The sequence below is a fragment of the Streptomyces sp. NPDC006610 genome, assembly GCF_040611575.1.
GTDB lineage: Bacteria > Actinomycetota > Actinomycetes > Streptomycetales > Streptomycetaceae > Streptomyces.
Map to the genome: position 1 here is coordinate 65,950 of NZ_JBEXOP010000038.1, position 8,560 is coordinate 74,509.

The following is an 8,560-nucleotide window of genomic DNA, read 5'->3' on the forward strand; positions in this document are numbered from 1 at the left end:
CTTCACGTGACGACGCGCGTCATCATCGTCGACGACCAGGCCATGGTGCGGGCCGGCTTCGCCGCCCTGCTGGCCGCCCAGAGCGACATCGACGTGGTGGGCGAGGCCCCCGACGGCGCGCAGGGCGTCGAGCTGAGCCGGCGTACCCACCCGGACGTCGTGCTGATGGACGTGCGGATGCCCGAGATGGACGGGCTGGAGGCCGCACGCCGCCTCCTGGAGCCGGCACCCGGTGTGACACACCGGCCGCGCGTCCTGATGCTCACCACCTTCGACGTCGACGATTACGTCTACGAGGCGCTCCGGGCGGGCGCGAGCGGGTTCCTCCTCAAGGATGCGCCGCCGGCCGACCTCATCGCGGCGGTCCGCGTCGTGGCCTCGGGTGACGCGCTGCTCGCCCCTTCCGTGACGCGCCGCCTCATCGCGGACTTCGCCAAGCAGCGTCCCGCCGCCCGCGGCAAGCCCGCGCTGCGGCTCAAAGGCCTGACGGAACGCGAGACCGAGGTCCTCACGCTGGTGGCCCGCGGGCAGTCGAACAGGGAGATCGCGCAGACGCTGGTGCTGGCTGAGCAGACGGTGAAGACGCACGTCAGCCGCGTCCTGACCAAGCTTGGCCTGCGCGACCGCGCCCAGGCGGTGGTCTTCGCCTACGAGTCGGGGCTGGTCGCTCCGGGCGACTAGGCCCCCCGGCCCCTCCTCCACCCCCTACCGCGGTAGCACCCCCACATTGGCTCCCCGGTATGACGCCCGGCACTCGGCCGTCCCCGCACTCTTCACCCGTCACACAAAGTGCACGGGAGAGGGAGACGGGACATGAGGCTACGCAGGGGCAGGCGGCAGAAGGCGGACAACCGGCCCGAGGTTGCGGCCGCCACACCCGGTCTCGCCGTCGAACTCCGCGACGTGTGGCGGCAGTACGGCCGCGGGCCGGGCACGGTGCACGCCCTCGCGGGCATCGACCTCGCCCTGCCGCGAGGCACGTTCACCGCGGTCATGGGCCCGTCCGGGTCCGGCAAGTCCACCTTCCTGCAGTGCGCTGCCGGGCTCGACCGGCCGACGGCGGGATCCGTGCGCCTCGGCGGCGCGGAGATCACCGGCATGAGCGAAAACGAGCTCACCGAGCTGCGCCGCAGCAGCCTCGGCTTCGTCTTCCAGGCGTTCAACCTGCTGCCGTCGCTGACCGTGGAACAGAACGTGCTGCTGCCCATGCGCCTGGCCGGGCAGCGCCAGGACCGGCGCCAGGCGCAGGCGGTGCTCGCCCAGGTCGGACTCGCCGACAAGGCGAAGCGCCGGCCCGGAGAGCTCTCCGGCGGTCAGCAGCAACGCGTGGCCGTCGCCCGCGCCCTGGTCACCAGCCCCGACGTGATCTTCGCGGACGAACCCACCGGCGCCCTCGACACCGGCACCGCCGCCGAGGTCCTCGGCCTGCTGCGCAACGCGGTGGACGCTCTGGGTGCCACCGTTGTCATGGTCACCCACGACCCGGCCGCGGCCGCCTGGGCCGACCGTGTGCTCTTCCTCGCCGACGGCGCCTTCGCCGACCACCTGGAGCGCGGTTCGGCGGAGCAGATCGCGGCACGGATGGCCGTGCTCACCTCGCGCGCCTCCCGCTCCGGTGCGATGACGGGGGTGGCGGCATGAGGCGCCCCAACGGACTCGCCCGTGAGGCCGTTCGCTTCAAGCCCGCGTCCTTCGCGGGGACCTTCTTCGCGCTGCTGATGTCCGCACTGATCGTCTCGGCCTGCGGAATCCTGCTCGAAACCAGCCTGCGCGCCTCCGTACCGCCCGAACGGTACGCGAACGCGCCGGTCGTCGCGGCGGCGGACCAGAACACGTACGTCGTCACCGGCAGCGGCGAGGACCGCGAAAAAGAGGCGACGCCCCTGCCGGACACGGCACGGATGGACGCCGGGGTGGCTGCGAAGGCCGCCGGGGCACCGGGTGCGGCCACCGCCGTCGCGGACTTCACCTTCCCGGTGCGCGCGACGGACGCCGACGCCCGTGCACTGACTGTTCCGGGGGGTGTGCTCACCGGGCACGGATGGGGCTCGCACACCTTCACCGGCACCTCGCTGACCACCGGCTCCGCACCACGCGAGGGGGAAGTCGTCCTCGACGCGGGAACGGCCCGCGCCGCGCACGCCGCGGTCGGCGACACCGTCGTACTGGAGACCGCCGCCGGCCGGCAGGACTTCCGCGTCGCCGGCGTCGCCGAGGCCGGCCCTGCGGAGACCGCCCGCGGCTTTGGCGACGCGGGTGCCCTGACCTGGTTCGCCGACACCCAGGCCCCCATGCTCGCCGGGCATCCCGGCAAGGCCGACGCCGTCGTCGTGCTGGCGGAGGACGGTACCGACGCCGACGCCCTCGCCGGCGCCGTGAAGCAAGCCCTGGCCGGCTCAGGCGTCCAGGTCCACACCGGCGACGACCGCGGTGCCGTCGAGGACCCGGGTCTCGGGTACGCCAAGGTGACGCTCTTCGGAATCGGCGGCTCCTTCGGCGCCATCGCCGCAATCGTCGCGGTCTTCACGGCCGCCGGAGCCGTCGCGCTCTCGGTCGGTCAGCGGGCCCGCGAGTTCGCCCTGCTGCGCGCCGTCGGCGCCACCCCGCGGCAGGTCCGCCGCGCGGTCGCCTCCGAAGCACTGCTCGTCGCGCCGCTCGCCGGGATCATCGGTTGCCTGCCCGGCATCGGGCTCGCCCACTGGTGGTTCGGGCAGCTCCAGGACCGGGGCGCCATCCCGCGCGCCGTAAACCTGCACGTCTCCGGGCTTGCGCTGCTCGCCGCCGTCGTCATGGGGCTGCTCACCGCGCTCGGCGCAGGCTGGATGGCCGGGCACCGGCCCGCGAAAATCAAGCCCGGACAGGCGCTGTCGGACGCGTCGGTGGAGCGGCTGCGGCCCGGTCTGGTCCGTATCCTCCTCGGCGTCGGCGCCCTCGTCGGAGGCACGATCCTCACCGGCGTGTCCGCCCGCTCCGCCGGAGACGACGCGGCCGGCGCCGCCCTCGGCGTCGTCCTGCTCTTCATGCTCGCCGTCGGGCTGCTCGGCCCGCTGGTGGCACGGCTGTGCGCCGGCCTGTTCGGCCTCCCGCTGCGCGGCGCGGGTCCGTCCGCCGAGCTCGCGGCCGCCAACTCCCGTGACAACGCCCGCCGCCTCGCCTCCGCGATCACCCCGATCGTGCTCGCCGTGGCCTTCTCCTCGACTCTCGTGTTCATGCACACGAGCGAGACCCACGCCGCCGACAAGCAGCTGCGCGCGGGCATCACCGCGGACCACGTGGTGACGGACCCGGCCGGGCTCCCGGTAGACGCGGTGGCACGCGCCGCCCGCGCGCCGGGCGTGGAGGCGGCCATCGGGCTGCTGAACACGCAGGTGCTGGTGCCGACCGGCTCCGGCGAGTTCAAGTCGCTTCAGGGCGCGGCCGCCCAGGGCGTCACCGGCTCTGGCGCCGAGCTGGCGAAGGTGCAGGACCTGGACGTACACGACGGCAGCCTCGACCGGCTCGGCGAGGGGCGTATCGCCATCGACAAGACCCTGGCGACCTCGGCGGACGCCGGTGTGGGCGACCGGCTCCCGCTCCACCTCCCCGACGGGACGGAGGTCAGCCCCGAGATCATCGCGGTCTACGGCCGCGGCCTCGGCCTGGCCACGGTGACCATGGACCGGGCGTCCCTGACCGGGCACGTCACCTCGGGCTTCGACAGCACGCTGCTGGTACGGGGCGGCTCGGAGAAGTCGCTCACCGCCCTGGGCGAGGTCATCGACGCCTCCGGCTACGCCACCGAGCAGAACCGCGACGCGAAGCTGGGCGCCTGGATGAACAACACCATGGCCGCGGTCCTCGGCGGGTTCGCCGCCGTCGCCGCGGTCAACACCCTGGTGATGACGGTCCTGGACCGCCGCCGCGAGCTGGGCCTGCTGCGCTTGGTCGGCTCCACCCGGCGTCAGGTGATGACGATGCTCCGCTGGGAGGGCCTGCTGGTCGCCGTGGTGGGTCTGCTCCTCGGCTCCGCGATCGCCGCGGCCACGCTGATCCCGATGATGAGCGGCGTGACCGGTGACATGCCGTACGTGCCCCCGCTGGTGTACGGATGCTTCGCGGTCGCCGTCGGCGGCCTGGCCCAGCTGGCAGTCACGCTGCCGGCCCGGGCCGCGCTGCGCCGCTGGTCCTAACCCATCCGGGCGGCAGCGCCACATGCCGTGCGTACCCCCCGTTGCCCCCTTCCTCACCCGGCAATGACGGAAAGGACCCTCATGACCACAACCCTGGCTCCCCCGGTCCCCATCGGGAAGGCCGCTGTCGGAGCCCTCGGTTTACTGGCACTGTCCACCGGCGCTCTGGAGTCGGTGGTGTCACCGACGATCCCGCTTTTGGAACGCGAACTGGACATGAGCCAGTCCGAAGGGGCGCTGCTCAGCATCGTGCTCCTCATCACCGGGGCACTCATCACGCCGTTGGCAGGCAAGTTCGGCGACCGCTACGGCGGGAAACGGGTCCTGATCCGGCTGATGGCGGTCGTCGCGGTCGGCGGCACGGTGTCCGCCCTGGCCCCGAACCTGCCCGTGTTGCTGCTCGGGCAGGTGCTGCAAGGGGCGATGGTGGGCGCGCTTCCCCTGTCGTTCATCGTCGTGCGCAAAAACCTGCCCCCGGGAGAGTCGAAGGTCGCCATCGGGGTGGTCAGCGGACTCTTCGTCGGGGGAGGGATGGTCGGCATGCTGTCGGCCGGGCCGGTAGCGGAAGGGCTTTCCCGGCACTGGATGTTCGCGCTGCCCACGATCGCGGTCATCGGGTCCACCCTGCTTGTGGACAGGCTCATGCCGTCCGATCAGCCGGGCGGGTCGGACGACGCCGGCATCGACTGGCCCGGCCTGCTGCTCCTGAGCGGGATGCTGGTCACGCTCATGCTCGTACTCGCGCTGGCGCCCGAAGCGGCCTCGCAACCACTCGTGTTCGGCGCCCTCGTCCTGTTTCTGGCCGTCTTCGTCACCGGTTGGGTGTCCGTCGAACGGCGTGCGGCCTCTCCGATGATCGATCTGCACATGCTGGCACGACCCGCGATCTGGAAGGCGTGTGCGCTGACATTCGTGATCTGCCTCGGCACCTCGATGGCGGTCTATCTCGTTCCGCAGCTGCTCGACGAGCGCGGCGACGGGTACGGATTCAGCGCCAGCGCCACCGAGATCGGCTTCTTCCTGCTGCCCGGCGCCGTCGCCGCGACGCTGGCCGGGCCGCTCGGCGGGATCGGGGACCGGCGTTTCGGCCCGCGTGCCGTGGTCAACACCGGGGTCGTCATGATGGCCGTCTCCCTGGTCGTCCTGGCGTCCGTGCACACCGAGGTCTGGCACGTCGTCGTCGGCAAGGCGCTGATCGCGCTGGCCAACGGCCTGTGCGTCACGGCGATGATGACCAGCACCGCCACGGCCGTCGATGCCAAGGACACCGGCATCGCCACCAGCCTGATCCTGGTGAGCCGCGTACTCGGCTACGCCGTGGGCGGGCAGCTCGGTGGTGCGCTCCTCACTGCCGCAACCCCTTCCGGGTCTGAGGTCGCGGCCGAATCGGCCTACGTCACCGGCTTCGTCATAGCCGGCGTCATCACGTCGCTGGCCCTGTTCGTCACTCGCACCATGACCAAAGGAGTCAAGGCATGACGCTCACCGATCAGGGGACGGATGTCCGCAGCACGCCGAAGCGCAAGGTCGTGATATCCGGGGCCAGCATCGCGGGGCCCGCCCTCGCGTTCTGGCTGAACCGCTACGGATACGCGGTCACGGTCGTGGAGAAGGCGCCCACCCTGCGTGGGGGCGGCTATCCCATCGACGTGCGCGGCACCGCACTGGAAGTCGTCCGGAGAATGGGGATCCTGCCGCGGCTGCGGGAGGCGCACATCGACCTGCGGCGGCTGACCTTTCTCGACTCGGAGGGCAGCGAGGTGACTTCCCTGCACCCGCATGCCGTCACCGGCGGCGTCGCGGGACGGGACCTGGAGGTACGGCGCGGAGATCTGACGGAAGCGCTGTACACGGCGGTCCGTGACGATGTGGAGTTCCTGTTCAACGACTCCATCGACACCCTCGACCAGAGCGACCACGGGGTCGACGTCACCTTCCGCGGGGGCGGCAGCCGTACGTTCGACATGGTGTTCGGTGCGGACGGCATGCACTCGCGCACCCGGGAGATGCTGTTCGGCCCCGAAAAGCAGTTCCACCGCTACCTCGGCTACTGCTTCGCTGTGTTCACCATGCGCAACACCTTCGGGCTCTCCCACGAGACCGTCATGTGGAACGCCCCGGGCAGGGCCGCGGCACTCTACGCCGTGGGGGACGACGACGAGGTACACGCCTTCCTGAACTTCGCCCGGCCGGAGCCGCCCATGGACGCTTTCCGGGACCCGCAGGCCCAACGCGGCCTGGTCGCCGAGGCCTTCGCCAACGCGGGCTGGGAGGTCCCGGGCATGCTGGCCGCCCTGCGCGAGGCGGAGGACCTGTTCTTCGACGGGGTCAGCCAGATCCGCATGCCCCGCTGGTCCAGCGGCAGGGTCGCGCTGGTCGGCGACGCCGCGTACGCGCCCTCATTCCTCACCGGCCAGGGCACCAGCCTCGCGCTCGTCGGCGCGTACATGCTCGCCGGCTCCCTCGTGGACCGGGGTCACGGTGCGGGCTTTGCCGCCTACGAACGCGACACCCGGCAGTTCGTGACCGCCAACCAGGAGCTGGTCGGCCAGGGCGGCGCCACCCTCTTCCCCACCACCGCCCAGGCCCTGGAGCAGCGCAACGAACGACTGCGCAGCCTCAGCGCCATGCCCCCGACGGAGGGAAAACTGGCTCATGCGGCGCTCACTCTGCTCGAGCCCCTGCGCCCGGCATGACCGGCGAGCCGGGTCGGGCCCTGCTGGCTGATGGAACTCCATCTGGAATGAGTCGAGCCGTTCCGTCACCGACCCGTGTCGTGTGGTCATCGCGGGTCGACGCGCGGCCGTAACAGGCGATCGTCTTGTTCAGCTGTCTCTCGTCAGCAACCTCGACGAGCTCGTTGTCCAGCTTCGTGGCGAGCGTGCAGCACAGACGGTCGTGCGGCGGGGGCCGCGGACGAACAAAGCGACAGTCTCCGGCTCCATCACGGCCTGACGCATCATCGTGTACCAACGTGTACGCCTTACCGAGATGTTCGCCGTGATGATGGCCGGCTCCAGGTCGCCACCGACGAACGCGCCGTCCCAGCCGTTGGTGCGCCGCCGTACGACGTGCACGTAGCCGCCCGTGCTGCTTTGTGTCGCGCAGGCAGTCCCGGGCTGGACGCTCGCTCAGGGGTCGTGCCGTGCAGGGCAGGACTCAGAAGCGCGCGGGCGATGCTGACCGGCGTCGGTCCACACCAGGGGACGTTGAAGTGCGGCCGGTGTGGCTCAGCGCGTGTTGTCCATGCGCTGTGTGCCGATGACCGACAGCAGCCGTAGAGCCTCTTCGGAGGGCGAGCCTGGGACCGCGGTGTAGATCACGACATGCTGATCGCGGTCGGTGATGTCGAGGACGTCGCAGTTGACGGTGACGGGGCCGACCAGCGGGTGCTGGAAGGTCTTGCACAGGGTGAGCTCGGCGGACACCTCTTGGGATTGCCACAGGCGGGTGAACTCTTCGCTTCCGTCCAGGAGTTCGGCTACCAGCTCGGCGACCTCCGGATCGTCGGGGTAGCGGGCGGCGGCGCGCAGCCGCCGCGTCGAAATGCGGGCGAAGACGTCCGTGTCCGACACTCCGTACAACCGCTTCCCCTGAGCGACGCGAGACTGACCGCTGCCTCGTATGAGGTGGCGGTCTTGTCGTACCTGGTCGCGATGCCGCGGAAGCCCTTGAGCCGGTTGAAGCAGCGTTCGACGAGGTTGCGCCGGCGGTAGGTCTCCCGGTCGAACTTTCTGACTGCAGTACTAGCTTGATCTTTAACCTGTGCGCCGGGGCCATGGGGTCGTCGACTTAGGCGGATCACCGTGCACTCGACGATGGGGAGGGTGTCGTCGGCCGCGGCCCAGGAGGAGCGGTGGGTCAGCTTGGGATGCAGCCGGTTCCAGGAGCGAGCCAGGGCGGTGCCGTAGAGCCGGGTGTCGGTGACGGTCTCGGTGTCCGGGGTGCCCCAGGTGTCGGGCTGGCCGAAGGCGAACTCACCGCCGTGGCGGGGCGGGCGGCCCATCGTGCCGGGTCGGCGGGGTGGAACGCGGTCCGACCTCATTCGGGCCAGCACCTGCACGGGCAGGTCCCGCAGGAGGTGAGCCAGGCGGGGTGCGTCGTATCCGGCGTCCGCGCTGACGAGGACGTCGGGGTCACCCGTCTGCCACTGTCCTGCCGTGATCAGGCGCTGGAGCAGCTCACGCAACTGCTGGGCGATGACGGTCGCGGTGTCGTCCCCGGGCGCCAGACGCAGCGCGTCCAGCGGTGCGGTTCACGAGCTGCGGCCGGGCTCGAGCGCGCAAATGACGGAGCAGGGCCAGCCGGGGACGGGGATGTGCTGGTCCTTGCCGCGTCCGTAGGTGTGGCACAGTATCCGCTGTGGCGAGGTGTGAGCGTCCGGCCGCAGC

At 71.1% G+C, this 8,560-nt stretch carries 5 protein-coding genes and 3 pseudogenes; 5 read left to right on the top strand and 3 right to left on the bottom strand.

Annotated features, from left to right (window positions below; genetic code table 11):
- Nucleotides 1–6 precede the first annotated feature (6 nt).
- The 5 genes from ABZY13_RS26340 to ABZY13_RS26360 all read left to right on the top strand — a co-directional run bounded on the left by ABZY13_RS26340 (nucleotide 7) and on the right by ABZY13_RS26360 (nucleotide 6,865).
- Nucleotides 7–681: a response regulator transcription factor gene (locus ABZY13_RS26340; protein ID WP_356634907.1), complete on the top strand. Its 675-nt coding sequence runs from the start codon at nucleotides 7–9 to the stop codon at nucleotides 679–681.
- Nucleotides 682–813: 132 nt separating this feature from the next.
- A complete protein-coding gene (locus ABZY13_RS26345; protein WP_356634909.1) occupies nucleotides 814–1,641 on the top strand; it encodes an ABC transporter ATP-binding protein in 828 nt (275 codons plus the stop codon).
- Nucleotides 1,638–4,169 (top strand): ABC transporter permease, encoded by a 2,532-nt coding sequence (locus tag ABZY13_RS26350; RefSeq protein ID WP_356634911.1) that lies wholly within the window; start codon nucleotides 1,638–1,640, stop codon nucleotides 4,167–4,169. Before ABZY13_RS26345 ends, ABZY13_RS26350 begins: the two co-directional genes overlap by 4 nt.
- Nucleotides 4,170–4,250: 81 nt before the next feature.
- Nucleotides 4,251–5,648: an MFS transporter gene (locus ABZY13_RS26355; protein WP_356634913.1), complete on the top strand. Its 1,398-nt coding sequence runs from the start codon at nucleotides 4,251–4,253 to the stop codon at nucleotides 5,646–5,648.
- Complete coding sequence (locus ABZY13_RS26360; RefSeq protein WP_356634915.1) at nucleotides 5,645–6,865, top strand: FAD-dependent monooxygenase; 1,221 nt, start codon at nucleotides 5,645–5,647, stop codon at nucleotides 6,863–6,865. Before ABZY13_RS26355 ends, ABZY13_RS26360 begins: the two co-directional genes overlap by 4 nt.
- 103 nt (nucleotides 6,866–6,968) lie before the next feature.
- Here ABZY13_RS26360 and ABZY13_RS26365 read toward each other — a convergent pair.
- From ABZY13_RS26365 to ABZY13_RS26375, 3 pseudogenes are all read right to left on the bottom strand, one after another.
- Nucleotides 6,969–7,052: pseudogene (locus tag ABZY13_RS26365) on the bottom strand (AAA family ATPase); the annotation flags it as partial.
- A 347-nt stretch (nucleotides 7,053–7,399) separates the two neighbouring features.
- Nucleotides 7,400–7,813: pseudogene (locus tag ABZY13_RS26370) on the bottom strand (transcriptional regulator); the annotation flags it as partial.
- Nucleotides 7,768–8,415: pseudogene (locus ABZY13_RS26375) on the bottom strand (transposase); the annotation flags it as partial. The pseudogenes ABZY13_RS26375 and ABZY13_RS26370, both read right to left, overlap by 46 nt.
- Nucleotides 8,416–8,560: the final 145 nt, after the last annotated feature.